This window comes from Streptomyces sp. ISL-96 (assembly GCF_018614035.1).
Classification (GTDB): domain Bacteria; phylum Actinomycetota; class Actinomycetes; order Streptomycetales; family Streptomycetaceae; genus Streptomyces.
Map to the genome: position 1 here is coordinate 18,891 of NZ_JAGGPA010000052.1, position 25,980 is coordinate 44,870.

The 25,980-nt window shown below is 72.6% G+C and carries 44 protein-coding genes; 38 read left to right on the top strand and 6 right to left on the bottom strand.

What is annotated here, in order from left to right; translation table 11 throughout:
- Positions 1 to 157: 157 nt before the first annotated feature.
- Positions 158 to 985 (bottom strand): hypothetical protein, encoded by an 828-nt coding sequence (locus J7E96_RS28175; RefSeq protein ID WP_215135170.1) that lies wholly within the window; start codon positions 983 to 985, stop codon positions 158 to 160.
- 119 nt (positions 986 to 1,104) lie between these two features.
- Positions 1,105 to 1,491, bottom strand: coding sequence for a hypothetical protein (locus tag J7E96_RS28180; RefSeq protein ID WP_215135172.1), 387 nt, complete (start codon positions 1,489 to 1,491; stop codon positions 1,105 to 1,107).
- A 260-nt stretch (positions 1,492 to 1,751) separates the two neighbouring features.
- On the opposite strand from J7E96_RS28180, the gene J7E96_RS28185 reads away from it, so the two are divergent.
- The 32 genes from J7E96_RS28185 to J7E96_RS28340 all read left to right on the top strand — a co-directional run bounded on the left by J7E96_RS28185 (position 1,752) and on the right by J7E96_RS28340 (position 17,672).
- Positions 1,752 to 2,102, top strand: a complete 351-nt coding sequence (locus J7E96_RS28185) for a helix-turn-helix transcriptional regulator (RefSeq protein ID WP_215135174.1) — start codon at positions 1,752 to 1,754, stop codon at positions 2,100 to 2,102.
- 167 nt (positions 2,103 to 2,269) lie between these two features.
- Entirely contained in the window at positions 2,270 to 2,503 is a 234-nt protein-coding gene (locus J7E96_RS28190; RefSeq protein ID WP_215135176.1) for a hypothetical protein, read from the top strand.
- A complete protein-coding gene (locus J7E96_RS28195) occupies positions 2,500 to 2,703 on the top strand; it encodes a hypothetical protein (RefSeq protein ID WP_215135178.1) in 204 nt (67 codons plus the stop codon). Before J7E96_RS28190 ends, J7E96_RS28195 begins: the two co-directional genes overlap by 4 nt.
- Positions 2,703 to 3,497 carry a hypothetical protein gene (locus J7E96_RS28200; protein WP_215135180.1) on the top strand — a complete coding sequence of 265 codons (795 nt, stop codon included), beginning with the start codon at positions 2,703 to 2,705 and terminating at the stop codon, positions 3,495 to 3,497. Before J7E96_RS28195 ends, J7E96_RS28200 begins: the two co-directional genes overlap by 1 nt.
- Positions 3,494 to 4,558 carry a lambda-exonuclease family protein gene (locus J7E96_RS28205; RefSeq protein WP_308296174.1) on the top strand — a complete coding sequence of 355 codons (1,065 nt, stop codon included), beginning with the start codon at positions 3,494 to 3,496 and terminating at the stop codon, positions 4,556 to 4,558. The genes J7E96_RS28200 and J7E96_RS28205 overlap by 4 nt, the downstream gene beginning before the upstream one ends.
- 1 nt (position 4,559) lies before the next feature.
- Positions 4,560 to 5,561, top strand: a complete 1,002-nt coding sequence (locus tag J7E96_RS28210) for a recombinase RecT (RefSeq protein WP_215135183.1) — start codon at positions 4,560 to 4,562, stop codon at positions 5,559 to 5,561.
- Entirely contained in the window at positions 5,558 to 6,283 is a 726-nt protein-coding gene (locus J7E96_RS28215) for an exonuclease domain-containing protein (protein ID WP_215135185.1), read from the top strand. The genes J7E96_RS28210 and J7E96_RS28215 overlap by 4 nt, the downstream gene beginning before the upstream one ends.
- Entirely contained in the window at positions 6,280 to 6,570 is a 291-nt protein-coding gene (locus J7E96_RS28220; protein ID WP_215135187.1) for a hypothetical protein, read from the top strand. The genes J7E96_RS28215 and J7E96_RS28220 overlap by 4 nt, the downstream gene beginning before the upstream one ends.
- 2 nt (positions 6,571 to 6,572) lie before the next feature.
- The gene (locus J7E96_RS28225; RefSeq protein ID WP_215135189.1) at positions 6,573 to 7,337 is read left to right on the top strand and encodes a hypothetical protein; all 765 of its coding nucleotides are present in this window, start codon (positions 6,573 to 6,575) and stop codon (positions 7,335 to 7,337) included.
- The gene (locus J7E96_RS28230; RefSeq protein ID WP_215135191.1) at positions 7,337 to 7,906 is read left to right on the top strand and encodes a RusA family crossover junction endodeoxyribonuclease; all 570 of its coding nucleotides are present in this window, start codon (positions 7,337 to 7,339) and stop codon (positions 7,904 to 7,906) included. Before J7E96_RS28225 ends, J7E96_RS28230 begins: the two co-directional genes overlap by 1 nt.
- On the top strand, positions 7,903 to 8,583 hold the full coding sequence (locus tag J7E96_RS38560; protein ID WP_215135193.1) for a helix-turn-helix domain-containing protein: 681 nt from the start codon (positions 7,903 to 7,905) through the stop codon (positions 8,581 to 8,583). Before J7E96_RS28230 ends, J7E96_RS38560 begins: the two co-directional genes overlap by 4 nt.
- On the top strand, positions 8,570 to 8,890 hold the full coding sequence (locus J7E96_RS28240; RefSeq protein WP_215135195.1) for a hypothetical protein: 321 nt from the start codon (positions 8,570 to 8,572) through the stop codon (positions 8,888 to 8,890). The genes J7E96_RS38560 and J7E96_RS28240 overlap by 14 nt, the downstream gene beginning before the upstream one ends.
- Positions 8,890 to 9,258 (top strand): WhiB family transcriptional regulator, encoded by a 369-nt coding sequence (locus tag J7E96_RS28245; RefSeq protein WP_215135198.1) that lies wholly within the window; start codon positions 8,890 to 8,892, stop codon positions 9,256 to 9,258. The genes J7E96_RS28240 and J7E96_RS28245 overlap by 1 nt, the downstream gene beginning before the upstream one ends.
- Complete coding sequence (locus tag J7E96_RS28250) at positions 9,227 to 9,457, top strand: hypothetical protein (RefSeq protein WP_215135200.1); 231 nt, start codon at positions 9,227 to 9,229, stop codon at positions 9,455 to 9,457. Before J7E96_RS28245 ends, J7E96_RS28250 begins: the two co-directional genes overlap by 32 nt.
- Before the next feature lie 22 nt (positions 9,458 to 9,479).
- Positions 9,480 to 9,791 (top strand): hypothetical protein, encoded by a 312-nt coding sequence (locus tag J7E96_RS28255; protein ID WP_215135202.1) that lies wholly within the window; start codon positions 9,480 to 9,482, stop codon positions 9,789 to 9,791.
- Entirely contained in the window at positions 9,791 to 9,970 is a 180-nt protein-coding gene (locus J7E96_RS28260) for a hypothetical protein (RefSeq protein WP_215135205.1), read from the top strand. Before J7E96_RS28255 ends, J7E96_RS28260 begins: the two co-directional genes overlap by 1 nt.
- The gene (locus J7E96_RS28265) at positions 9,967 to 10,395 is read left to right on the top strand and encodes a hypothetical protein (protein WP_215135207.1); all 429 of its coding nucleotides are present in this window, start codon (positions 9,967 to 9,969) and stop codon (positions 10,393 to 10,395) included. The genes J7E96_RS28260 and J7E96_RS28265 overlap by 4 nt, the downstream gene beginning before the upstream one ends.
- Positions 10,396 to 10,397: 2 nt before the next feature.
- Positions 10,398 to 10,610 carry a helix-turn-helix domain-containing protein gene (locus J7E96_RS28270; RefSeq protein ID WP_215135209.1) on the top strand — a complete coding sequence of 71 codons (213 nt, stop codon included), beginning with the start codon at positions 10,398 to 10,400 and terminating at the stop codon, positions 10,608 to 10,610.
- 106 nt (positions 10,611 to 10,716) lie between these two features.
- A complete protein-coding gene (locus J7E96_RS28275; protein ID WP_215135211.1) occupies positions 10,717 to 11,205 on the top strand; it encodes a hypothetical protein in 489 nt (162 codons plus the stop codon).
- A gap of 130 nt (positions 11,206 to 11,335) precedes the next feature.
- Positions 11,336 to 12,346, top strand: coding sequence for a helix-turn-helix domain-containing protein (locus J7E96_RS28280; protein WP_215135213.1), 1,011 nt, complete (start codon positions 11,336 to 11,338; stop codon positions 12,344 to 12,346).
- A complete protein-coding gene (locus J7E96_RS28285; protein ID WP_215135214.1) occupies positions 12,343 to 12,780 on the top strand; it encodes a hypothetical protein in 438 nt (145 codons plus the stop codon). The genes J7E96_RS28280 and J7E96_RS28285 overlap by 4 nt, the downstream gene beginning before the upstream one ends.
- Positions 12,777 to 12,980, top strand: a complete 204-nt coding sequence (locus J7E96_RS28290; protein ID WP_215135215.1) for a hypothetical protein — start codon at positions 12,777 to 12,779, stop codon at positions 12,978 to 12,980. Before J7E96_RS28285 ends, J7E96_RS28290 begins: the two co-directional genes overlap by 4 nt.
- Positions 12,980 to 13,867, top strand: a complete 888-nt coding sequence (locus J7E96_RS37780) for a hypothetical protein (RefSeq protein ID WP_251070560.1) — start codon at positions 12,980 to 12,982, stop codon at positions 13,865 to 13,867. The genes J7E96_RS28290 and J7E96_RS37780 overlap by 1 nt, the downstream gene beginning before the upstream one ends.
- A 29-nt stretch (positions 13,868 to 13,896) precedes the next feature.
- Positions 13,897 to 14,313, top strand: a complete 417-nt coding sequence (locus tag J7E96_RS28300; protein WP_215135217.1) for a hypothetical protein — start codon at positions 13,897 to 13,899, stop codon at positions 14,311 to 14,313.
- Positions 14,314 to 14,330: 17 nt separating this feature from the next.
- A complete protein-coding gene (locus J7E96_RS28305; RefSeq protein WP_215135219.1) occupies positions 14,331 to 14,486 on the top strand; it encodes a hypothetical protein in 156 nt (51 codons plus the stop codon).
- Positions 14,487 to 14,502: 16 nt separating this feature from the next.
- A complete protein-coding gene (locus tag J7E96_RS28310) occupies positions 14,503 to 15,054 on the top strand; it encodes a hypothetical protein (RefSeq protein ID WP_215135221.1) in 552 nt (183 codons plus the stop codon).
- Positions 15,055 to 15,109: 55 nt separating this feature from the next.
- On the top strand, positions 15,110 to 15,382 hold the full coding sequence (locus J7E96_RS28315) for a hypothetical protein (protein WP_215135223.1): 273 nt from the start codon (positions 15,110 to 15,112) through the stop codon (positions 15,380 to 15,382).
- The gene (locus J7E96_RS28320; protein WP_215135225.1) at positions 15,379 to 15,831 is read left to right on the top strand and encodes a hypothetical protein; all 453 of its coding nucleotides are present in this window, start codon (positions 15,379 to 15,381) and stop codon (positions 15,829 to 15,831) included. Before J7E96_RS28315 ends, J7E96_RS28320 begins: the two co-directional genes overlap by 4 nt.
- Positions 15,828 to 16,184: a hypothetical protein gene (locus J7E96_RS28325; protein ID WP_215135227.1), complete on the top strand. Its 357-nt coding sequence runs from the start codon at positions 15,828 to 15,830 to the stop codon at positions 16,182 to 16,184. The genes J7E96_RS28320 and J7E96_RS28325 overlap by 4 nt, the downstream gene beginning before the upstream one ends.
- A 2-nt stretch (positions 16,185 to 16,186) precedes the next feature.
- Positions 16,187 to 16,498 (top strand): hypothetical protein, encoded by a 312-nt coding sequence (locus tag J7E96_RS28330; RefSeq protein ID WP_215135229.1) that lies wholly within the window; start codon positions 16,187 to 16,189, stop codon positions 16,496 to 16,498.
- Positions 16,495 to 17,082 carry a hypothetical protein gene (locus J7E96_RS28335; protein WP_215135231.1) on the top strand — a complete coding sequence of 196 codons (588 nt, stop codon included), beginning with the start codon at positions 16,495 to 16,497 and terminating at the stop codon, positions 17,080 to 17,082. The genes J7E96_RS28330 and J7E96_RS28335 overlap by 4 nt, the downstream gene beginning before the upstream one ends.
- A complete protein-coding gene (locus tag J7E96_RS28340) occupies positions 17,079 to 17,672 on the top strand; it encodes a hypothetical protein (protein ID WP_215135233.1) in 594 nt (197 codons plus the stop codon). The genes J7E96_RS28335 and J7E96_RS28340 overlap by 4 nt, the downstream gene beginning before the upstream one ends.
- Before the next feature lie 145 nt (positions 17,673 to 17,817).
- On the opposite strand, the gene J7E96_RS28345 is transcribed toward J7E96_RS28340, so the two are convergent.
- Genes J7E96_RS28345 through J7E96_RS28355 form a run of 3 tightly spaced genes read right to left on the bottom strand, consistent with a single transcriptional unit; the run spans position 17,818 to position 21,007 of the window.
- On the bottom strand, positions 17,818 to 18,936 hold the full coding sequence (locus J7E96_RS28345; protein WP_215135235.1) for a hypothetical protein: 1,119 nt from the start codon (positions 18,934 to 18,936) through the stop codon (positions 17,818 to 17,820).
- Complete coding sequence (locus J7E96_RS28350; protein WP_215135237.1) at positions 18,933 to 19,832, bottom strand: lactate dehydrogenase; 900 nt, start codon at positions 19,830 to 19,832, stop codon at positions 18,933 to 18,935. The genes J7E96_RS28345 and J7E96_RS28350 overlap by 4 nt, the downstream gene beginning before the upstream one ends.
- Complete coding sequence (locus J7E96_RS28355; RefSeq protein WP_215135239.1) at positions 19,829 to 21,007, bottom strand: hypothetical protein; 1,179 nt, start codon at positions 21,005 to 21,007, stop codon at positions 19,829 to 19,831. The genes J7E96_RS28350 and J7E96_RS28355 overlap by 4 nt, the downstream gene beginning before the upstream one ends.
- A 483-nt stretch (positions 21,008 to 21,490) precedes the next feature.
- Between J7E96_RS28355 and J7E96_RS28360 the strand changes: the two genes are divergently transcribed.
- Positions 21,491 to 21,979 carry a hypothetical protein gene (locus tag J7E96_RS28360; protein ID WP_215135241.1) on the top strand — a complete coding sequence of 163 codons (489 nt, stop codon included), beginning with the start codon at positions 21,491 to 21,493 and terminating at the stop codon, positions 21,977 to 21,979.
- A gap of 139 nt (positions 21,980 to 22,118) precedes the next feature.
- Here the strand turns inward: J7E96_RS28360 and J7E96_RS28365 are convergent, their stop codons facing one another.
- The gene (locus J7E96_RS28365) at positions 22,119 to 22,451 is read right to left on the bottom strand and encodes a hypothetical protein (RefSeq protein WP_215135243.1); all 333 of its coding nucleotides are present in this window, start codon (positions 22,449 to 22,451) and stop codon (positions 22,119 to 22,121) included.
- Positions 22,452 to 22,684: 233 nt separating this feature from the next.
- On the opposite strand from J7E96_RS28365, the gene J7E96_RS28370 reads away from it, so the two are divergent.
- The 5 genes from J7E96_RS28370 to J7E96_RS28390 all read left to right on the top strand — a co-directional run bounded on the left by J7E96_RS28370 (position 22,685) and on the right by J7E96_RS28390 (position 25,976).
- Positions 22,685 to 23,245, top strand: coding sequence for a hypothetical protein (locus J7E96_RS28370; RefSeq protein ID WP_215135245.1), 561 nt, complete (start codon positions 22,685 to 22,687; stop codon positions 23,243 to 23,245).
- A gap of 115 nt (positions 23,246 to 23,360) precedes the next feature.
- A complete protein-coding gene (locus tag J7E96_RS28375; protein WP_215135247.1) occupies positions 23,361 to 23,558 on the top strand; it encodes a hypothetical protein in 198 nt (65 codons plus the stop codon).
- Between the two features lie 80 nt (positions 23,559 to 23,638).
- Entirely contained in the window at positions 23,639 to 24,805 is a 1,167-nt protein-coding gene (locus tag J7E96_RS28380) for a hypothetical protein (protein WP_215135249.1), read from the top strand.
- Entirely contained in the window at positions 24,802 to 24,942 is a 141-nt protein-coding gene (locus J7E96_RS28385) for a hypothetical protein (RefSeq protein ID WP_215135251.1), read from the top strand. Before J7E96_RS28380 ends, J7E96_RS28385 begins: the two co-directional genes overlap by 4 nt.
- Positions 24,936 to 25,976, top strand: a complete 1,041-nt coding sequence (locus J7E96_RS28390) for a hypothetical protein (RefSeq protein WP_215135253.1) — start codon at positions 24,936 to 24,938, stop codon at positions 25,974 to 25,976. The genes J7E96_RS28385 and J7E96_RS28390 overlap by 7 nt, the downstream gene beginning before the upstream one ends.
- Positions 25,977 to 25,980: the final 4 nt, after the last annotated feature.

The following is a 25,980-nucleotide window of genomic DNA, read 5'->3' on the forward strand; positions in this document are numbered from 1 at the left end:
AGCAGGCTGGGGTGGTCGCGACACCTGGGGGCCGGGATGGAAGAGGGGCCCCGGTCGGCGTTCGGGGCCCCTCAGTTTGATCTATGGCAGCCGAGCTGAGCTGTCCCTAATGGGGGTGGGGCGTGTGCTTCCACGGTCATCACGTCCCGGGGGTCGGTTAGCCGGCGGCGAGGCAGAGGCCGAGCTTAGGCGAACCGAGGACGCAGAGCTTGGCGTCGGTGGACGGTAGCGAGGGAGAGGGTTTCGGGGTGGGGGCGGCGGTGATCGGGGGCTGGGATGGAGTCGGGGTTGTGGTGCCCGGAAGGTCCGGTGCCGGCGTGCGGCCTGGCGCCGGCGTCACGCGCGGGTCCGGCGTCGTGCTCGGCGCCGGTGTGCTCGCGCTCGTGCTGTCGCTGCCCCGCCTGGTGCCGTCATTCGCCCGCCTTTCCTCCTGGAGGAGGGGCAAAGCGCCGGCCTCGTTGTGGGTCGCGGTGTGGCGAGCCGCGTTGCTCGTCTGAATCTCGATGACTGCGGATCCTTCACGCTTACCCGGCTCCTTGCTCCCGCCGGGGCTGATTTCCGTCGCGGTCGTGCGCGGCCTCTGGGCGCTGGTCGCACCTGAACTGTCTCCGGAGGCCACTACGAGGACGGCTACGGCGGTACCCGCTACGGCAACGGTCGTAGCTGCCGCTGTTGCAGTGAGACGTCGGTGGTCGTTCCAGGCGGAGTTGCACCGGTCGCCGATGGATGCGAGGGCGGAGGTCACCCCTCCTCCGCAGAGGAGGGTGAGGTGGCCCTTTCGGCGCACGCAGCCCTCTTCCTGACCCTCGCCGTCCACGTCGACCGTGGGGTCAAGGTGAGTCTGTGTCAGGGCGGCGATCTTCTGCGCGGTGAGTTCGGCACGCAGTTCGTTGATGAGCTTGGTGTGTTTCATGTGGGACCGGTAAAGGAGGTAGATCGCGAAGACCGCAGCCCCGAGAACTCCGGCTATCAACACATCTGTCACATGCGCCCCCTAAGTTCAGGTTCTTACCTGTCCAGGGGAAGCATCATGTACCTGTCACGGGCATATTTCCACCAAGCGGAACAACAGGTGTACTCACCGTAACGATCCTGTGACATCTGTCAACTGGCGTGACGGTCCTGACCGTTCGTTCGGTCGGTCGAACGGGGGGGCTCTCCGCGGCCGATGCGGCGCAGTACCTCGTCCTGCGCCTCCGGCGGAAGGGTGGCCAAGAGGGTGGCGATGGCGTCGATGGTGGGGTCGCTCGCGTAACTGCTCGTCGCCGCCGACGGCTTGCGCATTTTCGCGAGCTCTTGAGCGGCATCCTCGCGGCCAGCCTCGGCGAGCTCCTCGGCGCTCACGTCAACGACTTGGGCCATTCGGGCGAGCGTCTCGGCCGGAGCTCGGACGGGGACGAAGGCGCCGCTGACCGACTGGTAGCCGCTGACGATCTGGCGCCAGCGTGCATCGCTCAGGCCCGCTTGGCTGGCTGCCTTGCGAGCGGACATGCGGGTTCTCTTGAGCGCCTCTGCGATGAGCGCGGCCTCAAGCGGTGGGGCAGGTCGCGGACTCGAATTCATGCGGGCAGCTTCGCACGACTACGCGCTAGTGCGCTACTTCCCCCCAGGTGCATGGCGCGTTTGTGCCCCAGGAGCGCGTAATTCCGCGCGGAGCGCGCACTACCGCGCACATCGCGTAACTACGCGCCCTACGCACTTTCCTCCGTAGTTCCTTGCACTACGCGCTACTACGCGCTAGCGTCTAGATCATGAACGACCCGCGCAAGCGGCGCCGTAAGGGCGCCCCTTTCCACCATGAGCCGGAGGCCGTGACGTACGCCCGTGAAAAGGCGGGCCTCACGAAGCGGGCCCTGGCTCTCGCGTGCGGAATCAGCGAGCAGCTCATGGGCGACATCGAGGCAGGTCGGCGCAACGCCACCCCCGAGAACCTGCTCAAGTTCGCGTCCGCGCTCAACTGCCCCGTGGTCGTCCTGGAGGCGAAGCGCGTATGTGCCCCCAGCGTGGTGGCCAGTGAGGGTGACGAGGGGGGTGATGCCCCCAACTCCGCGCCGAATATGGCGAGTTCTGATTCCCCGTCCGGGGATTCTCGCGCCGCGTGAGAGCGGCGGACGGGGCCGACCGGACCGTGCCGGGTCCGACCAGCCCCGCCAACCCAGTCACCTCAACCCCAGTGAATCGAGGGACCGTGACCGCACACTCTAATCCCCAGGCCAGTGCCGCTACCGCACTGAGTCAGCTCCTTACGGAGCACCCCAGCGTCGACGGATTGACGTGGACGATCAATACGCTCGGAGTCCTCCAGGGCGAGCTGCACGCCACCGAGGGCGACGGCCAGATCGTGGACGACTGCGCGCGCATCCTCGGCGGCACCGCCGCCCACACCACCCTCACCCGCGACGGTGACCGGCTCGGCCTGGCCCAGCTCACCACCACCTGGCGCGACGTGCCGGTGCTCGTGTGGTCGAGCTACCCCGAGGCCCCGGCCGGGGGTGCCCTGTGAGCACCCTCCTCCTGGCCGCCATGGTCGCCTGCTTCGTCCTGCTGGTGGCCGCCGTGATCGCTCACCGCGCCTCCACCGCCGCCCCGGAACCGGAGCACACGGCGGAGGACTGCCGGCACTGCGCCGCGCTGCGCCACCCGTCCCAGCTCCCCGCCCGCGCTGCCCTGTCCACCATCCCGCGTTCGAGGGAGGGCCAGTAATGCGCGGATCAACGCACCGAGCCGCGACCGACCACGCCGCCGTGGCCGCCGCTGCCCGCGCCGAGCGCGGTACGTGGATGCTCGCCGGCCTCTACCCCAGCAGCATGACCGCCAAGAGCGTCGCCAAGCACATCGCGCGGGGCAGCGAGAAGTACCCGGCCTATCTGCCCGGCGGGTTCGAGGCGTACGCCGCCCGGTCCGGCGAGGACGAGGCCCTGTGGATCCGGTACGTCGCCGGCGACCCGCCCGTGCCGCCCCTGCCGGACCGCATGACGGTCCGCGTGTGTAACCGGGGCGACGGCCGGGCGTACGTGGGGGTGTTCATCGTCACCGTGACGATCTCCACCCTGTGCCCCGTCTGCGGCGGGCCCCGTGGCTGGGACCGCGTCCGGCCGCACCGCTTCTGCGAGGACGGCGAGTGGCTGTCCGTAGATAAGTGGGACAACCCCTGCGGCCACCTGGACACCTACGCCGCCGTGCTGCGGGAGTCCCGGGAACGGCAGCTGCCCCCGCCCCCGCCGCTGATCGAACCGGCGCGGGACGACGAGGAGCTGTCCGAGCCGGTGGCCCTGATCGTCCAGGCCGCCGCCGAGCGGCGCGGGATGCACGCGGCACAGGCCGCGCTCCTGCTGGAGCAGCACGGGCACGCCGAGGACGCCGATGCCGTCCGCGCCGAGATCAAGGCGAGCCGCGGCCACATGTCGGCCAAGCAGGCCGCGACCTTCCTGCGCGACCGCGACCGGCGCGCGCTCCCCAACTCCACCGACGGCACGAGCACGAGGACCCACGCGTGACCATCACCACCACCGAGCGGACCGGGGCTCCGGCCCCGGCCGCCGGTCGGCCCGACGCGCCGACCGCCCGCCTGCTGCTCCCCGCCGACGCCCCCGAGGAGCAGTGGCACGAGGTACGCCGCTCCGGGATCGGCGGCTCGGACGTCGCCGCGATCCTCGGCCTGGACAAGTACAGGGGACCGCGCCACGTCTTCGAGGCCAAGCACGGCCGGGACACCGAGGCCGACAACGAGGCGATGGAGTTCGGCCGGGAGCTGGAGGACGTCATCGCCCGGTCCTTCTCCCGCCGGGCGAACGTCCCGATCCTCACCCCGCCCGGCACCCTCGTCCACAACGAGCACGCGTGGATGCTCGCCAACGTCGACCGCTACGCCTTGGACGAGACCGGCGCCGTGGTGGCCCCGGTCGAGTGCAAGAACAGGTCGGAGTACCAGGCCGACGACTGGGAGGAGGGCGTCCCCGACTCCCCGGCGATCCAGGCCCATTGGTACATGGCCGTGGGCGGCTGGGACTACGCGTGGGTCGCGGCCCTCATCGGCGGTAACCGGCTGCGCTACCACCGGCTGGAGCGCGACGAGGAGCTGATCGGCTACCTCACCGAGCACTGCGGCACCTGGTACCAGAAGCACGTCGTGGAGGGGTTCCCCCCGCCGGCCGACGGCCTGGAGGCCACGAAGGAGCTGCTGGGCCGCCTGTGGACCGCGAAGGCCGACGACATCGTGGACGTCGACCTGGACCGCGCCCGTGCGCTGCGGAACCAGCGGGCCCGACTGCGAGAGCAGATCGAGACCCTGAACAACAAGCTGACCACCGTCGAGAACGAGATGCGGCTGGTCAACGAGGCCGCCGAGATCGCGAAGTGCGGCAACGCCGTGGCCTGGTCCTGGAAGCAGAACGGCACGTTCTCCGCGAAGCGGTTCCGCGCGGCCCACCCGGAGCTGGCCGCCGAGCTCACGCACATGGTCGAGGAGCTGGACATGGACCGGCTCAAGACCGAACACCCCGACATCTACAACGAGTTCCGCGCCCGCGTGCTGCGCGTGCCCGCAAAGGAGCTGTGACATGACGACCAGCCTCAAGGACCGCGTTAAGGCCGCCACCGAGCGCGGCACCGGGCCGGGTGGCCCGGCTCTGGCCGGGGAGCACGAGCGGACGCCGGATGGCCAGGGCGAGGACCAGGCCGCCGGCCACGAGCAGGACGCCACGGAGGGCGTCATGGAGTGGCTGCGCCGGTACGAGGACCACTTCAACGAGGCCCTGCCCTCCCACCTGGAGACCGGCCCGTTCTTCGCGGCCGTACGCGCGATCCTGCCGAAGCTCACCCGGTGCACCCCGGCAAGCAAGCTCCAGGCCCTCCTGACCTGCGCCCGCTTCGGCCTGGTGCCGGACGGCCAGCAGGCCGTCGTCACCGCCTCCGGGGGCGTGGCCACGTTCATCCCCACCTACCGGGGCTTCGTGGAACTGATGTACCGGTCCGGCCGTGTGGACTCCGTCCACGTCGGGATGATCCACGAGGCCGACGAGTGGTCCATCGAGCCGACCGCGCCACCGCCGCTGGACTTCACGCACAAGCCGCGCCCGGAGCTGCCGAAGGCCGAGCGCGGCCCGGAGATCCTGGCCTACGCCTTCTGCTGGATGAAGAACGGCGCCCGCTCCCAGGTGGTGGTTCTCAGCCGCGAGGACGCCGAAGCCATCCGCGACGAGTACAGCGAGGCGTACCGGAGGGCCGAGGAGACCGGGGCGAGGGATTCGTTCTGGCACACCGACTTCCCGGCCATGTGGCTCAAGAGCGCGATCCGCCGCCTGGAGAAGGTGGTGCCGACCTCGGCGGAGCTGCGCGCGCTCGGTGCCGCCGACGAGGCCGGCGAAGCCGGGCAGGTGCAGATCCTCCACGCCCCGGACCCGGAGGCGGAGGCGCTGGTCGCGGAGGCGGAGCGGGCACACCGTGCCGCCGAGGCGTCCCAGGACACCAGCGTCCGGCCGCTGCCGGTCAAGGGCAGCAAGCGGGGACGGTCCAAGCCGAAGCGCAACCGGGGTGGGCGCGGTCGGAAGGCCAGCGCATGAGCTGGCACCGCCGCCCCCTGTGTGGGTTCGACCTGGAGACGACCGGGGTTGACCCGGAGACCTCCCGCATCGTGACCGGCTCGGTCGTCCGCTACGGCGGCGGCCAGCCGACCACCGGCCTGTCCTGGATCGCCGACCCTGGTGTCGAGATCCCGGCCGAGGCCACAGCAGTGCACGGATTCACCACCGAGGCGGCCCGCTCTGCGGGCCGCCCGGCCCCCGAGGTCATCGCGGAGATCACCGCCGCCCTGGCCGAGGCGGTGGACGCCGGCCTGCCCATCGTGGCCATGAACGCGCAGTTCGACCTGACCATGCTGGACCGCGAGGCCCGACGCCACGGCGTGAAGCCGCTGTTCGACCGCGCGGTCCCGTGCGTGATCGACCCGAAGGTGCTGGACAAGAAGGTCGACCGGTGGCGCAAGGGAGGCCGGACCCTGTCCGACCTGTGCCGGCACTACGTGGTCCAGCTCGATGAGGCGCACACGGCGGAGGCCGACGCGGTCGCCGCCTGCGCGGTGACGTGGAAGCTCGCCAACCGGCACCGGTGGCTCCCCCGTCTGGAGTTGGGCGAACTCCACGAGCAGCAGGTCCATTGGGCGAGGGAGCAGGCCGAGGGGCTGCGGGAGTACTTCGCCCGGACCGACGGCAAGCAGGAACTTGCCTCGTCCGTCCGGTTGGACTGGCCGCTCATCCCGGCCCCGAGGGTGGGGGCCGACCGGTGACGGACGCCGCCGTGGTCGTCGTGGCCGCCGCCTGCTGTTCCGGGCTGGTGTCGGCCGCGGCCTGCCTCCTCGTCCCGGCCGTTCAGGGGTGGCGCCGCACGCACAGCGCCGCCCCGGCCGTTTCGCCGGCTGACCACCTCGCGGCCGACCTCGCCGCCCTGGGCGACGCCGACGCTCTCGACTTCTTCCTCTGCCCGCGCTCCCAGCGCTCCCAGCCTCACGCGGTCCACGCGGACGGCTCCCGGCGGTGCTGGCACTGCGGGCACGACTCCCCTGGAGACCAGTGACCATGACCATGGAGACGTTCGGGCCGGAGTACGTCCGCCCGGCCGCGAGGGCCTGTTCCAACTGCGCCTGCTGTACTGCCCGTCTGTGCGAGAAGGGCGCGACATCCATCCTGGAGTGCCTCGGCCACACCGCGTCGAGGGACACCCGGGAGACGGTCGCCGGCTGCCCGTGCTCGTCGGAGGAAACGAGGGGCACGGCCGCGTGGCGGGCCGGGAAGATGCGCGCGACGCTGCGGGCCGAACTCAAGCCGCTGCCCGTCGACGTGGAGGCCGCGCTGCGCGCGGTCGCGGCCGGCGAGGCGGTCGCCGAGCACGCCGAGCAGATGACCCCCCTGACGCTGTTCCGCTACGTCGGGTTCATCGACTCCCGCCCGGCCATCACCGAGCTCGGCGCCACGTACCTCGCGGCCCGGGACGAGCCCAGGTTCACCACCCCCGTGGAGGTGGAGCTGGTCGACGTGACCACCCGTACGGCGCGCGTGATCGTCGTCGGGTGGAGCCTGACGGAGCCGGTGACCGTACTCCTGGACCAGCTGACCAGCGCCACCGGTCTCAAGGCCGAGGAGCTGCCGGGCCGGTTCCTGGAGGCCACCGCCAACTGCTACACCGAGCACGCCGACGACCTGGTGCTGACGACCATCAGCCTGGCGCCGCCGCTGCCGTCGTCCTGGACGGCCGGGGACATCCCCCTGGTCCAGGACGAGAAGGCCGACGCCGACCAGCCGGAGGGGCGCGTGGACGGCGCCTCGTCGGGCGGTGAGGCCTGATGGAGACGGTTCCCCTCTTCGAGGTCGCCGCGCCGGTCCCGGCCCCCGTGGTCGAGGGCGAGGCGCCCGAGTCGCCGGCGCCCGCGTTCGAGGTCGCTGTGCGCGGCCTGCCTGGACCCCAGGGCAGTAAGCGGCACGTCGGTAACGGCGTCATGATCGAGTCCTCCGCGAAGGTCAAGCCGTGGCGTGAGTCCGTGGTGTGGACGGCGATCGCGGCCCGGCAGAAGATCAAGGGCTTCACGAAACTGGACGAGGCCCTCGTCGCCGACATGGTGTTCTGCTTCGACCGGCCGAAGGGCCACATGGGCACCGGCCGGAACGCCGGCCTGGTGCGCCCGTCGGCGCCGCTGCGCCCGGACGTCACCCCGGACCTGTCCAAGCTGGTGCGCTCCACCGAGGACGCGTTGAAGACCGCCGGGGTGTACCGGGATGACGCGCTGATCGTGGACTACGGGCAGGTCGGGAAGTGGTACACCACCGACCACGGCCTGGTGCCGGGCGTCCTCGACGGCCCCGGCTGCACCATCCGCCTCTGGCGCATCGAGCGGCCGAAGGCGGTGGACGGGTGATCACCACGGAGGAGATCGCCGCCGCGCTGGACGGCGCCGACTGCTCGAACCTCGCGGTCGCCCGGACCCTGGGCGTCGGCCCGGAGCGGGTGCGACGGGTCCGGGCCGCGGCCGGGATGCCGCCCTACCAACGCGGTCGCCGGCGCTCCTGCGAGACGTGGGAGGAGGCTTTCGCGGCCCGCACCGTCGCGGTCGAGAACGGCCACCTCCAGTGGACCGGCCCCCTGTCCGAGCACGGCACGCCGCTGCTGCGCCTCGGCCTGGAGGCGGAGACCGCCTACCGGTACGCCTTCCGGATCCACCACGGGCGGGACGCCGAGGGCAAGACCACGCCGAGCTGCGGCTACCCGCGCTGTGTGGCCGGTGGCCACCTCGAGGACCGCGTCATCCGCGAGGAGCGGCGCGCCCAGGAGCAGCGGCAGCAGCCGCGCGGGGTGTTGACCCCGCCGGACTGCGCGACGTGGCACAAGGACGTCGACCTCGTCGCGGTCGAGCGCGTCATGCGCGGGGACTACCCGCTGCCGGAGCTGACCGAGGTCGAGCAGCGGTACGCCGTCGTCGTGATGACCCGGGACGCGGACCTCGGCGCGGAGGAGATCGGGGAGCGGCTCGGGATCGCGGAGCGCACGGTCACCCGGTGGCGTGCTGAGGCGGGACTGAGTGATGGACGCCCTTGACCTCCTGGTGCTCGTGGACGTGTTCATCGCGGTCGCGTCCACCGGGCACGTGTGGGGTCCGGCGCTCCTCGGATTGGCCGTGGTCGCCGCCTGGTGGCGGCTGCGGCCCACCGGCCGCCTTCGCGGTGGCGGGGACTCTCTGCGGACCACTGTCCGGACATCTGTCCGCGCGGTTGTCCGCCGTCTTGCGGACACCGGTCCGGACCCGGCCGCAAGTGACGCGCTGAGCTGCGCGGACACCTGTCCGGACACGTCCGCAGACACCTGTCCGGCGGTGCCCGGACACGACGAGGAGGGAGAGTGCTGATGCCTCGTCCGACCCACTACGGACCGAAGAGGTTCCCCGACAACCTGGCACGCCCGGCGCACTGGGACCGGCGGGCGGCCTGCCGCGAGGAGGAACCCCGGATCTTCTTCCCGGAGGGCAGCGAGTCCGACGTCCTCGCGATGACGGCCCTGGCCAAGCAGATCTGCCACCGGTGCCCGGTCTCCGGGAACTGCCAGATCGACTCCCTGGAGCGGCGCGAGCCGTACGGGGTGTGGGGCGGGCTGGACGAGCACGAGCGGCGCGACGTCCTGCGACGGGCCGCCGAGCAGGCCGCCGCCCGGCACAAGGAAGAGTCCGCGGCGAGGGAGGCGGCCGATGCCCGCGCGCCGGCCACGGCAGCGGCCTGACCCGCCGCCCGGTGGGCTCCTGGACTGGAGTGATTCCCGGCACTGGGCACAGCAGGCCCGGCCGTGCCGGTACTGCGACCAGCCGACCAACCTCCGCGACTCCAGCAGGAAGCCCGCGCACAAGACGTGCGCCGAGGACGCGATCCGCCAGCAGATCCAGGACGCGGCCGCGGCCTACGAGAACGAACGACTGATCTGAACCACCTGAGAACGGAGCCCTTGTGGCGATCACTGAGAACGAGATCCGCATCCGGTTTGCGGCGCCGGCGACCGACGAGGCCCGGACGGCGATAAAGGCCCGTCTTGCCACGGCAGCCGAGGAGTTGGCCCTCCTCGTCCACGAGCTGGTGCCGGGCTCCCGCGAGGAGTCCGAAGCGATCTCGGCCGTGGAGCTCGCCCTGTGGTGGGCCCAGGCAGGCGTGGACCGCCGCTACGTGCCCCGGGCCAAGCCGCTCGCCCCGGCCGACGCGGAGGCCGCGTGCCTGGCAGCCATGGCCGAGGCGGACATCGCGTCCGCACCCGGGCGGCTGTGATGGCACTCCTCGTGACCGGGCTCGGGCCCGGCGACGTCGCGGAGACGGTGGAGTGCCTGCGCCAGTGCGCGGACCGTGCCACGGACCCGGAGTTGGCGGAGTACCGGCGCCACCTGGCCGACCTCCTGGGCGACGCCCTCGACCGCCTGCCCACCCAGGCCGTGGAGGTGGCGACGTGATCGGCCCCGTTGCCCTCGTGCCCCTCGTGGAGGACGTCCTGCGGCACGTGTTCACCGGCGACCTCGACCAGGCCGCGGCCGTCCTGGACCACGTCGCGGACCTCGGGGACGCGGCCGACATGTACGGCCTGTGCATCGCCGTCGCGGAGACCGGCCAGAGCGCGCTGCAGGCCCACCCTTCGGGGGCCGCGACTCTGGTGCGCGCGCTGCTGGCCGCGTCCTCGGCGCCGGCCGACCCGCACCGGCTGTTCGCCGCCCGGTTCCTGGCCGCGTACGGCCGTGACGACCGGGAGATGACCACCGCCCTGTTCCACGCCGCCGTCACGGCCGGCGCCCGCGCACGCACGGAGTCGGTGTGTGCCCTGCTCGCCCTCGTCTCCGGCCTCCACCGCCGCCCCGCCGGCCCCTGCACCGAAGGGACTTGACCATGTCCAGCACCACCCCCCGCCTGTCCACCAGCTACCGGCCCCGGCTCCGGGACGAGGACCGCGCCCGCGTGACGCGCGAGCTCGCGGAGGCCTACGACACCGGTGTCTCGATCCGGGCCCTGGCCGCGGAGGCGGACCTGTCCTACGGCACCGCGCGGACGCTGCTGCTGGAGGGCGGCGTGAAGCTGCGCGGGCGCGGCGGAGCCCGCTGACCTGCCCGGACACCTGTCCGCCGAGTGTCCGGACACCCCTGTTCCCTCTCGGCCCCGGGTGCGGTCGTGTGCCCGGGGTCCTTCGTCCCACAGCCGGAGTTTGCCCATGACCTCAACCAGCGGTCCCCAGCCGGACGTTCGCTACTTCCATGGCGGCGTGCCCGGCCTGAACCCGGGCGACATCATCGCCCCGCACCCGCCCAACCGCGTGGATGGCTGCCCGATCTGCGCCGCGAAGGCTGCCGGCGAACAGCCCGTCGTTCCCGGCCTGGGCAACGTGGACCCGCTCACCGAGCGGCCGGACCGGGTCTACATCACCACGGACCGGGAGTACGGCCGGTTCTACGCCTCGAAGTACTGGCTCGGGGACCTGTACGTGGTCGAGCCCATGGGGGAGGTCGAGGAGTCCGCGGAGGACTTCTTTCCCACCTGGTGCGCGGAGGCGGCCGTCGTCGTCTCCGTGGTCTCCCGCGCGGTGCGCCTGAGCGACAAGCAGCGGCGGACCCTGTCCCGGCGGTGGCTGGAGCTGGAGAACGCGAAGCGGCGGGAGCGCCTCGGCATTGCGCCCCGGGGTGAGGGTAGCGACGACGCGTAACCCATCCTAGTGTTGCAACTTGACCATGCAATGTGAGGATGCAACATTAGGCATCGAGACGGCGGGGCAAGTGGACACCGCACCGGACCGCCGTCGACTGCCCTGACCAGGACCGACGAAGAGAGCGCGCATGGCCAGCACGAGCACTGACCGCGTGCAGACCGTCCGTAACGCATGGATCAACCGCCTACGTGACGAGGTACTGCGCTCGCAGCGTGCCGAGGTCGCGAAGTGCGCCCGAGTCGGCGTGTGGATCGCGACGTACGCGGACGCCGACGGATCAAGCGCCTTCCCCTCGAACGACACGCTGGCAGCCCTGGCCGGCTGCACCGACGAGACGGTGACCCGGGCCGTGAAGGTCCTCATCGCCGTAGGGCTGCTGGTTCGCCGGCGCCGCCCCAACAGGTCGTCCATCTTCCAACTGATGCTGCCCCCGGGGCGCCTGGACTGGAACACCCACCTCCACCTCTACACCGACACCCGCCAAGCCCGGCGGAAGAAGGCGGAGAAGGCCCGGGAGATCGAGGAGCGGAACCCGTCGCAGGACGGTGTCCGGAACCCGTTCCAGGAGGGGGGTCCGGAACCCGTTCCCGCCGGGGGTTCCGACGAATCCGGAAACCGTTCTGGAACGGGTACGGACACCGTTTCGCGACGGGTTCCGGAACCCGTTCCCGCCGGGGGGGACCATTACCCCCCTACCTACGGTAGGGACCCAGACACCCACCACGACACGGTTGCTGTTGAACCTCAGCCACAGGAGCGCGTGGGCGCGCGAGGCGGCAAAGGCGGAGTTTCCCCGGAGGAGGAGAAGCCGTGGGGGACGTGCGCGAACGCGGAGTGCGGGGTGCGGCTGCTGCGCGCCACCAGCGGCCTGTGCCACGGGTGCCAGAAGAAGGCTGAGGGCGCCCAGCAAGATCCCCAGGCGCCGGTGCAGGGCGTTTTCCTGACGCAGATGCCCTCCGGTCCCACCGGAGATGCCGCAGCCCCGCACGCGGGCACGCAGCCGGTCAAGATCCCGGCGCAGGACCCGGCCGCCCCGCTGCGGGTGTGCGCCTGTGGACGACAGCACCGCGCGCACAAGCCGACCGACCGCTGCCCTGACTGCCTGTGGGCCCAGCACGCCCAGGCGGTGGGCCGATGAACCGCACTCCGCTGCCCGCCCTCGTGACCGCGCTGCGCACCCTCGGCAGCTACGGCGACCGCCTGTCGCCGGCGGACGCCACCCCGGAGCAACTGGCCGTGGTCGCCCAGGCCGTTGAGGAGGCCCGGCGCCTGGTCGCCGCCGCCCACCGACCGCCCTCGACCTCCGACTGCCCCGACCACCCGCCCGGGCCGCTGGACCCGACGGACGGCCTGTGCCTCCTGTGCCGCGGCCGCCGTCACCGTGCCGCCGCCCAGGCCGCGAACACGCCCCTGACCGACGTCGCCCGCACTCTCGCCGACCACGGCGAGACGGAAGCCGTACGCCGCCACGGTGCCCGCGACGTCGCCCGCGCCCAGGCCGCCGCCGGCCGCGGCACCCACAAGTACCCGCCCAACACCCGCCGCCCGTACGACGAGGAACTGAGCCGATGACCCACGACCTCACCGCCGGGCGCCTGGAGGAGATCCAGGCCCTCGTCCGGCAGCTCGCCGCCCCCGGCGACGCCGACCCGGCCCCGCTGCTGGCCTCCTGCCGGACCGCCCTGGTGGAGCTGCTGGCCGAGCGCACCGCCCTGGTCAAGGCCAACGCCGAGGCCGGCGAGGAACTGGCCGCCTGGACGGGGGCCCTGTGATGCCCGGACGCCCGCTCGACCCGCACCCCCAGGAGCAGCAGATCCGCACCCTGCTGAACGAGGGCCTGACAAACACCGCCGTCGCCCGCCGCCTGTACGTGGGCGTGCGCGCTGTCGCCGGCATCCGCGACAAGCACGGCATCCCGCAGGTGCCCCGCTCCGCGTACCGCCGACAGCCCCACCCGAAGCACAGGGAGATCCTGGCCTTGCTGGACGAGGGCTACCGCGACGCGGAGATCCGGCGCCGGACCGGCGCGGACGTCGGCACCATCGCCCGCGCCCGCCGCGAGGGAGGGTTCGGCCGGCCCACCGTCACCACCCGCAAGCCCCGCCAGCACCCGAGGGACGCCGAGATCCGGGCGCGGCTGCGCCACGCGAGCAACCACCAGATCTCCGAGGAGCTGGGAGTCGACCGGGCCGCCGTACGTCGCATCCGACGCGAGGCCGGCATCGCGTACGTGCCGCCGAGGTTCGCCACGGCGGAGGAGAAGTGGGCCAGCCTCGTCCGCGAGGTCGACGGCGGCCACCTGGAGTGGCTCGGGGAGCGGGCCGGCCGCAGCAGTACCCCCGTCATGCGCTTCCGCGAGAGGTCCGCGAGCCCGGCCGGGATCGCGTTCAAGAAGCGCACCGGCCGCGACCCCGTCGGGCAGGTCCGTGCGGAGTGCGACTACCCGCACTGCGTCGCCCCGGCCCATGTGGACGACGAACCCGGTCGCCGGCGACTGCGCGAGCAACTGCGCGCGATCAAGGGCGTGCCCGCCCCGGGCGAGACCTGCCGCCACGGCCACGACCAGGCCGAGCACGGCCGGCTGGAGCAGGACGGCACCGCCTACTGCGGCGCGTGCAAGCGCGACCAGAAGCGCGCGGCCCGCGCCAACACCGCCTGACCCGCCCTCACCCGACCCTGGAGACACGCATGGCCCTGATCACCCGCGACGAGGGAACCGGACTGCGCCGCGGCTTCATCCGGTACCCGGACGGCTCGCCGCCCGAGCTGGACGGCTGCCGCTGGTGCGGCACCCCGCACGAGACGCACGGACTGCGCTGGAGCGACGCCGCGAACTGGCACCAGTGGGCCCGCCCCACCCACGCCCAGGTGGAAGCCCGCACCTGCGCCCACATCGCCCACGACATCCCGCGCCCCGCCCTCCCGGCCGGCGCCGCGCCCTCGCTCCTGGAGGCCGCGATCGGCGCGTTCCAGGCCACCAACGACCACATCCGCGACGGGTGCACCACGTGCACCCCGGCCGCCCTGCTGCCGGACATGTGCCCGGAGGGCCAGCGCCTCGCGCTCGCCGCCGTCCACGTCCTGGCCACCGACCCCACCGACTGACCCGAAAGGCAAAGCCCGTGAACCGCTTCACCCTGGGGCTCCTCCTGGGAGGCCTCTCCGGAGGCGTCACCTACGTCCTCACCGCCGACACCACGCCCGCCGTCGTCGTCGGTGCGATCGCCGCCGTCCTCACCTGGCTCGGCCTGGCCACCTTCCTCCTCGCCGACGACTGACCCGAAAGGCAACGCTGTGCCCACACGAGACTTCACCCGCGCCGAACTCGCCGCCGTGGGCGTCCCCCCGGACAGCCCGCAGGACGTCCAGTGGTCCGAGACGCTGCTTGCCGACGAGCCGGTGACCACGCTCAAGTACACCCAGAAACGGCGCGCGGTCTTCCTGGCCGACGACGAGCGGACGTACGCGATCGAGTACGAGGCCCCGATCGACGCCGGCGACTTCGAGACCGGCCCGGTGCCCGACGGCCACGGCTGGCACGGGGACACCGTCCAGGCCGTCCAGGTCGTGCGCCGGCCCGTGGTCGTCGAGCAGTGGACCACCTACGTGCCCGCGTTCCACGACGGTCCGGACACCTCCGCCCTCCAGGACCTCACCGAGGTCTACGAGGAGGGCGGTCTGCGGACCAGGGACGCCCGGCAGAACGCGGCCGAGCTGCTGGCCAAGCACGCCGCCGAACTGGCAGCCGCCGCCGACGCCGCATGGTCCGTCACGTGCGACGACGAGGGGCACGCGATCCCGCACTCCCCGGACTGCCCCCTCTCAGCCCCCACCCCGCGCGTATAGCCGACCGCCGGCCGCCCCCGCCCACCCGGGGGCGGCCCTCATCCCAGGAGCCACGTTGCCCGACCTGAACACCCCCGAGGACACCCGTTCGTTCCTGGCCCTGTGCCTGGATCCCGGCTACGGCGTGAAGCGCACCGTGGCCAAGCTCGCGGACGTCATGCCCCCGTGGCTGCGCGAACGCGTCGACCAGCACGCCCCCCACCTCGCCCAGCTCCACGCCGAGGCCGACCGGCTCCAGGCCGCGGCCGACGAGGCGCGCACCGCGTACACCGCCGCCCTGGGCGACTGGATCCAGAACCCGACCGCCGCCGAGGAGGCACACCTGTGATCACCCCGTACCCGCCCGACATCGTTACCCAGGCGATCACCCTGGGCATCCTCGGCGACCAGGACGCCGGCTGCGCGCTGCTCCAGCCCCTCGTGGACCAGGGCCCCCAGTCCACCTACGTCCTGCTCGGGATGCTCGCCGAAGCCGCCTCGCTCGCCGCCCGCATGGAGAACGGCCCCGGCACGTTCTACAGCCTGGAGGTCACCTCCGCGCTCGACGGCAGCACGGCCTCCGCCGACGAACTGCCCGCACCGCTGCGGTTCGCCACCCAGTTCACCACCGTGTGGACCAACGGCGACCGCGACCAAGCCCGCGCCCTCTTCCACGCCTTCGCCGGCGAGGCCGACCGAACCGGCAGCCGTGACCTCGGCCAGGCCATCGGCATCGTGTACGGCATGGCCGTGACCACTGGGGAACACCTCGCCGCTGAACGGACGCGATCCCGGTGACCCGCCTCGCCCGCGCGCTCCTGGCCGTCTACCTGGTCGCGTTCGTCTGGCTCGCGTACGTCTCGGCCGTCTGCCTGCACCACAACGACCCAGGCCAGGCAGCCGCGTTCTACGCCACCGCCACCCTCGTCGCCGTGGCTGGGGGCCGGGAGCGGCAGCACGCCGCCGCGCTTCAGGCCGCCGCCGTCCGAGACCCGCGCCCCTACCCCAACGACCTGGACGCCGTCATGCGCGCCGAGCTCGCGCGGACCTGCCGCTGCGAACGGTGGTGGACCACCTTCGGCACCGACCACGACCCGACATGCACCCAGCAGACCAGCGCCACCAACACCCGACACGACGAGCAGGGTTGACCGTGGGCGCCCTGTGGCTCGCCCTGGCCGCGGCCGTCCTCACCGGATACGCGGCCGGCCGCGCTCGCCCCTGGCAGCGGCTCATCGACTGGGCCCAGGACCAGGTGACCCAGCGCCCCACCCGGTCCCTGGGCTTCTGGCTCGCCGTGCCCGTCCTCCTCGTCGGCCTGGCCGTCCTGTGGACCTGCCACCCCCGCCGCTCCGCCGCCAACGTCCGGTCCTGGCGCCAGGACCGGACCCCGCCAGCCGTACCCCGCCTCGATCCCGACTGGGCCGCCCGCCGAGGCGCCCGCACCGAAGGAGAAGACCAGTGACCCCCAGCGAAACCGCCCTCCTCGACCGGCTTACCGAGGCCCTGCTGACCACGTGGCACGAGCGCGTGGAGGCCGGCATCGTCGCGGACCCGGCCGCCCACTGCGCCGCCCTGGCCGCCGCCGCGATCGGGCAGCTCGGCCCCCACCCCGTCCCGGCCGCGCCCGCCGGCGACGACCTGCCGCCGTACACCGGACCGTTCGTCGTGTGCGCGAAGTGCTCCCACACCGAGGCCATCACCCGGTTCCGGGCCGCCGGCGAGCACAGCACCCAGGACCGCCACACCTTCCGCCCCTCCGGCAAGGGGGAGCGCCTGGAGCGGCAGTGCTGGAGCTGTGACTACGCCTGGGACGAGGCACTGAACCCGCCGGAAGGAGACCCGCGCCTGGTCGACGTCGCCACCCTCGCCACGGCGCTGCAGGAGGCCCACCAGGGATGGGCCCTGGACCTGTCCCCGGAGTGCGCCGAGCACATGGCCCGGCAGCTCCTGGGCAACCTCGTCGTCTACCGGCACGACCTCCCGGACGACGAGCCGGCCGAGGGCCCGGCCGCGGCCGATGTCGACCAGAAAGAGGCAGCGGCATGAAGCGCATCCGCCTGGACGACATGACCACCCGCGACCTGGAGAGGCTCTACGCCCGGCTGGAGGCCGTCGAGGCAGTGGTCGACCGCATCCCGTACGCCGAGCGCCACCTCCGCCGCGCCCTGGAACAGCTCCCGGAGCGCTGCCGCTACCACGGCGACCGCCTGGACCCGGATCACTTCTCCTGGGGGCGGGAGGCCTGCTGCGACACCGGCACCCCGTCCCTCCGCCGGCGCCGCGCCCTCGCGGCCCTGGACCAGCTCACCGCCATGCCCCCGGAGACCCCGGGGGACACCGGTCCGGACACGTCCACGGACACGGTGTCCGCGTCCGGCGGCGTCCTGCGGACACTCCTGGACGTCGGGGAGTCCGTCGACTGCGGACCGCTGCCGACCAGCACGGACACTGTCCGGACACCAGGGGACACGGACACCGAGGACATAGGCCAGGGTGTCCGGATCGAGTACCGGGCCAGCGTCCCCCGCCACATGCTGGGCGCGGCCGTCGCCGAGGCGTTCGGGATCATCGCCCGGGAGACCGCCGCCGCGCCCGAGGAGCCGCCGCCCGCCGACGCTCCACCTGATCACGAGTAGCGGATACGCTCCCGCCCGTGGGACAGCGCCCCGTGCCCCCGCCCTTCCGAGCCCAGGGTGGGGGCACACCCATGTCCGGCCCCCGAAACGACACGTGACCCCTCGCAGCCGACTGCGGGGGGTCACGCGGGTCACACGGTATGGGTCACAGCAGGCCGTCTGTCACCTCCTCCAGCAGCGCCGTGTTCGCGGCCGTGTCGTGCCCGAGGACGACCGACCGGTGCGGCAGGGCGGCCAGCGCCTCGGCCAGCCCGGCGGACGCGCCGCCCGCCGGAAGGAGCCGGAACACGTCCGGATAGCGGTCCTCCGTCTTGGCGTTGAAGAAGTCGCCGTCCTGGACGCCCCGCTCCTCGTCGCTCACTGCCGGGGTGGCGCCGACTGTGATCCGGGGGAACAGCAGCGCGGCCGCCCGGCCTTCCGTGGCCAGCTTCATGCCCAGCATCGTGTCGAGCTGGTCCGGGAAGAACTGCGGCTTCAACTCCTTCCCGCTCGACTTCCACAGCGGCTCCCGCTCGTCGGCCAGCAGCGCGTCAGTGACCCGCTGGTGCTGCGTCGGGTGCATCTGCTCCCCGGCCCGAACCCGGTCGCGGACGACGTCGTACCAGCCCATCGCGTCCAGGAGCCCGAACCCGATCGCCGCCGCCGACGGCCACGGCAGCACCCGCACGGCGCCCTCCTCGACGCGCACGAACACCCGGTCGTTGGCGAGCAGCCCCCACCCGGCCCGCGCGAGGAGGAACCCCACGGTCGTCTTCCCCGCCCCCTTGTCGCCGAGGGACAGCACGGTCGGCCCGTCCGGCCGGGTGACGGCCGAGGAGTGGAGGATCTGCCACCCGTTGCCCAGGAGCTGACCGCGTACGACCTCGCGGGCGATCCGGGCCGCGGCCGTCGCCACGGCGGTCTCGTCGCAACCGACCACGGTCAGCCGGCGCACGGCCGGCTCCCACCGGTAGGCCAGACCCGCGTCAGGCTGCGCGGCCCTCACCACGCCGTCCCCGTTGACCCCGTAGACCATCCGGTCGTTGGCGTACACCACCTCTGCGTGCTGCCCGCTGGTGACGGCGCCGGTGAGCGCGGCCACCTCGCCCGGGTCGACGTCGGCAGCGACGACTGCCCCCGTCACGTCGGCCGCGTCCACCCGGGCCGCGTTCCACCACATGCCGAAGTACCGGACCGCCCAGTCCGTGACGGCCTCCGCGCGGCTGGTGACGGTGACGGCGTACCCGTCGGCGGGCGTGATGCGAGTGGCGAACATGTCGGTCATGCGGTCGTCTCCTTGAGTGTCTGGTGAAGCTGGTCATACGCGGACCGGATCTTGACGTCGGCGGCGTCGAGCTGCCGGGTCTCACCGGGGTCAAGGGGCGGGATGCACACGGTGGGGCGGCCGGCGGTGAACCGCAACGGGATTCCGAGCCACCCGCCGCGCCAGGACGCGGACAGCTCGATCACCCCGTCCGTGTGTCCGAGGGTGTGTTCCAGGGCGGCCAGGGTGGCGCCGGCCGGTCCGCACCTGGTGCGGCCGATCCCGGCATTGATCCGGCCGGGACGGGCCGCCAGTTCGTCCCGGACGGTCTGCAACGGCACAGGCACCGGCTGGCCGTTGACCGTGGTCGAGGAGGCGCAGATCACCGCGTGGGTGCCGTGCTCCCCGATCACGTGTCCGGCGACCGCCGACGGTGACACCGCCAGCAGCCGCGCCAGGATGAGGCGATATCGGGCCGTGTCTGTGTTGGAGCCGACACCGAACACCCGGTCACAGCCGGACACGGCGGCGAACAGGCGGGTCATCACGTCCACAGGGTTGGTCACCATGACCACGACGCCCCGGTAGCCGGCGAACTCCCGGCCCAATGCTGCGACGAGGGGCCCGTTTACGGTGAGCCCGGCCATCCTGATGTCGCTGCTGGCCCGGTTGGTGAACTGGGCACGCGGGCACACCACGACCGCGTCACAGGACTGCATCCGCTCCAGGTCCCCGTGCACCACCCGGACGGGGGAGCCGGTCACCTGCCCCATGTCGTCCAGGTCAGCGACCAGCCCGGCGGCCGAACCGCCGCTGCCGGAGGTGACGACCACCGACTCACACCACCTGGTCGTGAGCAGCAGCGCGCCGAGGGCCTGGCCCACCGCGCCGGCGCCGATGACACCGATCTCGCTCATGCGACGACCGCCCACACGGCGTCATCCAGGCACACCCGCCACCAGGAGCCCGCCGGCGCCCGGCTCGCCATGGACACCGTGGCGTGCTCAAGCATCTGGCAGACGACCTCCGCCCGCTCCACCACGGCCGCGGCCTGGGCCGACAACGGCAGGCCGGCCGGGGCCGACAGGTAGGTCGTCAGGATGTTGACCGTGTCCATCAGCCACAGCAGGAGGAACTGACGCAGCCACGCCTCCTGATCGTCGGGCTCCATCTCGGCCGTCAGCCGGGCCGTGAACGCGGTGATCCCGGACAGCACCGCGCGGGCATCCTCGGGCGGGAGCGGCTCGGCCACCAGGCCCAACACCGTACGAGAGACCACCTTTGCCACGTCCGCGCACGGCCGGCCGCGTTGCAGCCCCGGGTCGAGGAACACGACCGGCCCGTCCGGACCGGACGGAAACACGGCGTGCTCAGGCTTCAAGTCCCCGTAGATGACCGGCTGGAACGGCGCCGGCCGCACCGGCACCTCGCGGAGCCGCCCGATCACCACGCCCAGCAGCTCACCGTGCCCCGTGTCGCGCAGATAAGTGCTGCTGCCGGCCGCGAACTTGCGCTGGAACGTGTCCGTGATCGACCGCTCCCGGATCGCCACCCGGTCCACCCGGGCCGCGACACCCGGCCGCGTCAGCCCCCTGCCGATCTGGTCAGCGACGCGCCCCAGCAGCAGGGCCGTACGGTGCGGCTCCCGCGCGATCAGCTCGCCGAGCGTCGGGCCCGGAACCGGTTCGGTGAACAGCACCCCGCCGGCGCACCCGGCCACCCTGGGCACGCGCACCCCGGCCGCGGCCAGGGTCATGAGCTGCTGCCCCTCGCGCCGGACCAGGGAGTCCGGCGCCTGGGCATAGGCGGCCTGGGCCGCTTTCACCGTCGCCCAGTCCCCGCGCACCCCGCGCAGCACCGACACCAGCGACGCGCCCAGGATCGGCAGCTTCCCGTACAGGGGCCGCCCGTCGACCTGGACGCGCTGCACGTAGCTCGTGACGCTCGGGGCGACCTCCCCGGCCTGGACGGTGGAATGGGGCCACAGGGATTGCGCGGCTTTGACGGTCTGGTCGGCCGCGTACGCCAGCACCACCTCGACAGTGGGCGGCATGAGACCCGGCCCTCTCGGGGCAGGCACGGTCAGGGCCATAGGGATCCTCCTTCGGCCATGCGGACGCCAGCGCGCCCGCAGTCCCGCGATGAAGACCCGAGCCACCGAGCCGCCCACGGACAGCCCGACAGACACACCGGATGCGGTAGCACTCGACCCCCGGGTGATCACGCGTGTACGGAAAGTGACCCCTGAACCATCGAGCCGCCGCGGACCCCTAACCCCTAGGTTTCCTAGGGGGCGTTCACGGGCTCGAATCCCTCGCCGCACCGCCCCCCCGCGTCACGCGCCCGGAGCCTCCCAGGCGTCCGGCCCGGCCTCTCGCCACTCGATCAACTCCGACCGGGCGACATGGCCGGTCCACCACCGTCCGCCCACGTGGGAGCCCGTACGGCCCGGCGGACTCGAACACCCGGCCACAGCATCACCCCCTCGATCCATCGAAACCGGTTGACGCCGGTCATAACCTTCGCCAAGGTTAACGACGGCGGAAACCTCCGCCTGACGACCAGGGGGACACCCATGCCCGACCGCACCCGCGTCAACGTCCAGGACCACACCGGCCGCCTCGCCGGCTGGTTCATCCTGGAATCCGCCACCCTCTTCCGAGAGGACTCCGAGTACGTCAACGACTTCGACAGGGTGTCCGTGAACACCCGCACCGAGCACGCCCACCAGACCCTCTACCGCACCGCAAAGGGTCAGTGGGTCCTGTGTGACTGGACCGACTACGCCGACAGCACCAACGAGTACCGGTTCATCAGCGACGAGTCCGCGAAGAACTGGCTCACCCTCAACAAGGAAGACGCCGCCGTAGAGAAGTACTTCGGCGCCCTGGAGGACGAGGCTGGCCCCAACCTCGGCGGCCGACCCACCATCGGCCCCCGCGTCGAGACCCGCCTCCCCGCCGACATCCTCGACCGCGTCAACGCCTACGCCGCCGGCCGCGACCGCGCCGACGTACTCCGGGACCTCATCGTCGCCGGCCTCGACGCCCAGGCCGCCGGCTGACGCCCACCCCGTCGCGCCCCCGCACCACAGCAGCCCTCCACCGAACCCTGGTGGAGGGCTGCTGCTGTACGCTCCCGCGCACGGTTGGGCCCGTACCGGCCGGGCGGACGTCCACGCCGCCCGGCCGCACCCAACTTCGCTACGCAGGAGGCTCGTCGGGCGCCCCCTGCTGTTCCCCGAGCTTCCGCTTACGGTCACGGCCCGACCCGGAGTAGCCGCGCTCGATGTCCTGCACCGTTCCGGCTGACACGCCGAGCGCCTGCGCGATCTTCCGGTACGAGACCTTCGCCGCCCGCTGCTGCCTGACGTAGTCCTGCCGAATCTGCTTCAGCTTCTTCGTGCGCGCCGGCTGGTCTCGCAACACCCGGCTGATAGCGCGCGCTTGGGCCGCCGGGTCTTCCATCTGCTCAAGGGCTTCCAGTGCGTCAATCACGCGCCGCGCCTCCTCCTCCAACGCCTCTTCCTCGGCCATCCCCGGTCCTTTTCTGCGGGTCGGCGCTTGCTCACTGTAAGGGACTCCCTTACAGTGAGCAATGCAACGCCATGTTGCTCGACAAGCCCCGGCCGAAGTGGTCGCACGCGGAAGCCGGGGCCGCTGAAAACGGCGATGCCCGGAGGTCGCACTCCGGGCACCGCCTGCAAACCCCGGCGCCGTGGTCGCACACGGGCCGGATGCCAGACCCCTGCCATCACAGGAGCTGACCCATGAACTGTACTGATCAGGTAGGCGCGACGCCCGAGGCCCGCCTGGACGAGTCCACCGTGGCCGTCCTCCGCGCCATCGGAGAGCACTTCCGCACCGTGAACCCGACCGACGTCCTGGAGAACACCAAACTCCTGGTGTGCGTCGGTGCCGAGGCGTACAACCTCGTGGACCGCCGCCTCGACGGCGACGCCCCCGGACTCGCACGGACGGCCATGGCCGCCATGCCGGAGCTGCGCGAGGGCATCACGCGCGGCGAGTACGTCCTCCACATCCGGGACGCCGTCCTGGCCGCCGGTCACGACTGGCCGGACGGCGACAACGACCCGGCCATCCCCCGGATCACCGGCATCCCCGGCCCCCGTACGGAGCCCACGCCCGGCAAGCGGCCGAGCATCCCGACGCAGCCCGGCCCGGACCAGTCCGCTGCCCCGACGTGCTGCGGGCGCGCGATGCGCCGCGACGGCACCCAGTGGGTGTGCGGGAAGTGCAAGGGCTGGCACGACACCGGCCGCGCCGCCCTGACCCTCGTCCCCGCCGTGGTCGAGGAGGTGACGGTCTGATGGCCGACACCACCCCCGTCACTGAGGACGCCAACGCGTCCGCCGCTGAACTCCTCCAGCGCGCCCGCGCCGACCGCCAGGAGCAGGTCAACAAGGAGAAGGCGAGGGGCCAGCGATGAAGGGACTCGACTGGCTCCAGGGCGGCAATGACCGCAAGCTCGCCGCCACCCGGTACGCGGGCCGCGAGTCCGCCACCGACAGGGCCGCCGCGAAGCGGCAGGCCAAGGCCCGCGCCCGCCAGCAGGCGGGAGTCCGCGAGGCAGCCCGCGCCGGTGAGGCGTGGGAGCAGAAAGAGCGCCGCCGCACCCGCTGACGGCGGCCGACCGGCCGGCCCGCCCCCCTTCCCCCGGGGGCGGGTCGGTCTCCCCGTGTCGCGACAGAGAGGCAAGACCCATGGACGAGGCCACCGAGCAGCAGCGCATCCCGGGCGTGAAGTACCGGAAGGTGCGCCTGCACCGGCAGGAGACGACCGTCATCGACGGCGTCCCCTCGACCCGCACCGTGCCGTACGACGGTTGGGAGCCGGTCCCCCCGCGCGAGTGGGACGACCTGATCCTGCGCGGCGTCACCGGGGTCGCGGTCGGCTTCACCGCCGTCGCGGTCGCGGGCGGCACGGCCAGCCTCGGCGGCCTCCTCGACCCGCTGGTCCCCTCCGTCATCGCGTACGGCATGGGCTCGGTGTTCGCGGTCGCCTGGATGTTCTGCCTGGCGATCGAGTGGCTGAACAGGACCGCGCCCGACCGGGCCCGGCCCGCGAAGATCGCCGGCTGGTTCTTCCTGCTGCTCAGCATGGGCGCCGTCGCGGCATACGGCCACACCCTCCACCAGCCGTGGGCAGGCGGGTTCGGCGCGTTCGTCGACGTCGTCGCCAAGGGGGCGTGGTGGCTGCTGCTCCGGGAGTACGCGGTCCCGCTCGACGCGGGCGTCGCGCACTGGGTCCAGGACCAGGAGCAGAAGCTCGCCGGCCGCGCGCTCCTCGGCGCCCGGGTCCGCCGCCTCAACCGCCGGGCCGCGTACCAGCGGGCCGTGGGCGGGGCGGAGTACCAGGCCGCGGAGGCGATCCTGGCGAGCGCGGAGGCCGCGCGTAACAGCCTCCCCGCTCCCGCCGCAGAGCCCACTCCGGCGCCGGTCGCCGCGCCCGCCCCGGCCCCGGCCGTCGTCCAGGCCGCGGCCCCGACCACGCCCGTGGTTCCGGCCCCGGCCCCCGCGCCGGTGGCCCAGGCCCCTGTCCCGACCGTGACCATCTCCGCCCCCTCGGCCCCTCCGGCGACCGCCCCGGGCAGCGAGCAGCAGGCCCCGGCCGCGGCTCCTGCCGCCCCGGCTGAGGCGCCCGTTCCGCCGGCGACCGAGACCCCGGCGCCCCCGGCCCTCCGCGCCGTGGGCGGCCCCTTCAAGTCCGACACCATCCGCGCTGCCCTGGCGGCCGACCCCCAGATCTCCGACGAGGCCCTGATCCAGCGCGTGAACGAAGTGCACGGCGAGGACGAGAAGAACGTCCAGACCGTGCCCCGTACCCGCCGCCGGATCGAGGACAAGCTCAAGAAGAAGAAGGCGTCATGATCCACGTCGTCCTGGCCGGCGGACTCGTCGGCCTCGCGCTCGCCCTCTACGCGAAGGCGAGCGACATCCGGTTCCTCGGCGGCCTGACCGCCCTCGCCGGCCTCGCGTTCGCCCTCCTCAACTGGGAGGCATGGTGAGCGACACCACCGAGGAGGACACCACCGACGCGGAGGCCCCGGAGGACGAGCGCCCGTTCCGCGTGCGCGACGTCTTCCAGTTCCGCAGGCAGGCCGACCCCAAGGCGGGCGAGGAGACCGCCGACGAGACCGAGCCCGAGGCGCCGCCCATGCCCACCGAGCCGCCGACCATACCGGTGGCCCGGGTGGGCCGGGCGGCCCGCGACGACGACCACCACTTGCCCGACTGGTGGGAGCCGAACAAGGACATCACCCTCGGCGCGCCCACTGACCAGCCGTGCAAGCACCCGAACCCCTACACCTTCCGGGTCCAGGAGACAGGGGAGGTCGTCCCCCACTGGTGCCCGGACTGCAAGACCGGCCTCACCCTCGACGTCCCGGACACCCCCAAGGCCAAGCCCGAGCCCACGGCGACGGCGCCCGCGCGCCCGTCCGGCGAGCCGTGCCAGCACCCGGAGCCGCACGAGGTCCGTAACAAGGTCACCGGGCAGCTCCTCGCGTTCTGGTGCGCCGACTGCGAGACCCAGCTCGAGGTCCCCGACGACTACGACGAACTCGCCGACATCACTGACGAAGACGGCGACGGGGGAGAGGCGGGCGAGGACGGCCAGCCCGTCGACAAGGTCCCGCCCTCCATCCGTAAGCGCTGGGGGCAGGGCCTCCGGGGCACCGGGGGTAAGTCCTACAGCCGGCCCGTCTACGGCAAGGACTCCGCGGAGCGCAAGAAGGCCCTGATCGAGGTGTGGTCCGGGATGTCCCGGAAGCAGCGCCACCTCCTCTACAACGGCAGCGCGCTCGGGGCCGGGTTCTACATGGGCGTCCCGCAGTTCTTCACGGCTGAGGTCGCCTACCTGGTCGACACCTACGGCTCCTGGACCGACTTCTACGTCTGCGTTTGGTACGGCGTCGCGGTCGGCGTCTGGGTCCTGGACTACCGCACGCGCGGCTGGTTCCCGGTCTTCGCCTGGCTCACCCGCATCCCCCTCGTCTCGATGATCGTCGGCGCCTTGCTCTACGGCACCCCGGCCGCCTGACCAC